Origin of the sequence: Photorhabdus sp. RM71S (assembly GCF_042879355.1) — a bacterium.
Taxonomy (GTDB): Bacteria; Pseudomonadota; Gammaproteobacteria; order Enterobacterales; family Enterobacteriaceae; genus Photorhabdus; species Photorhabdus kayaii.
The window spans coordinates 1-223 of sequence record NZ_JBHFKV010000320.1; the positions used below are offsets into that span (position 1 = coordinate 1).

The 223-nt window shown below is 59.2% G+C and carries 1 pseudogene; it reads right to left on the reverse strand.

Annotated features, from left to right (window positions below):
• Positions 1-223 (reverse strand): annotated as a pseudogene (locus tag ACGF5R_RS25055) (type VI secretion system tip protein VgrG); the annotation flags it as partial.

Below are 223 nucleotides of genomic sequence, written 5' to 3' on the forward strand. Positions count from 1 at the left end.
GTGGAAATGGATCCGGATCGCGCCGTGTTCGTTCACATAAATCTCTTCGCTTCCCACCCCGACCACCGTGGCGACTTCATCACCGTCCGCCAGGGGTTTGTAGCGATAAGGCGGCCGCCAGTCCTGATGGCCTGGAATAAAGGCGACCTCGTTTGTCAGTGTCGTCCCTTCGCCCCCGTCGTTTGACGCGACAGGTTGCTGCCCATAATGCGTGACCGAGATC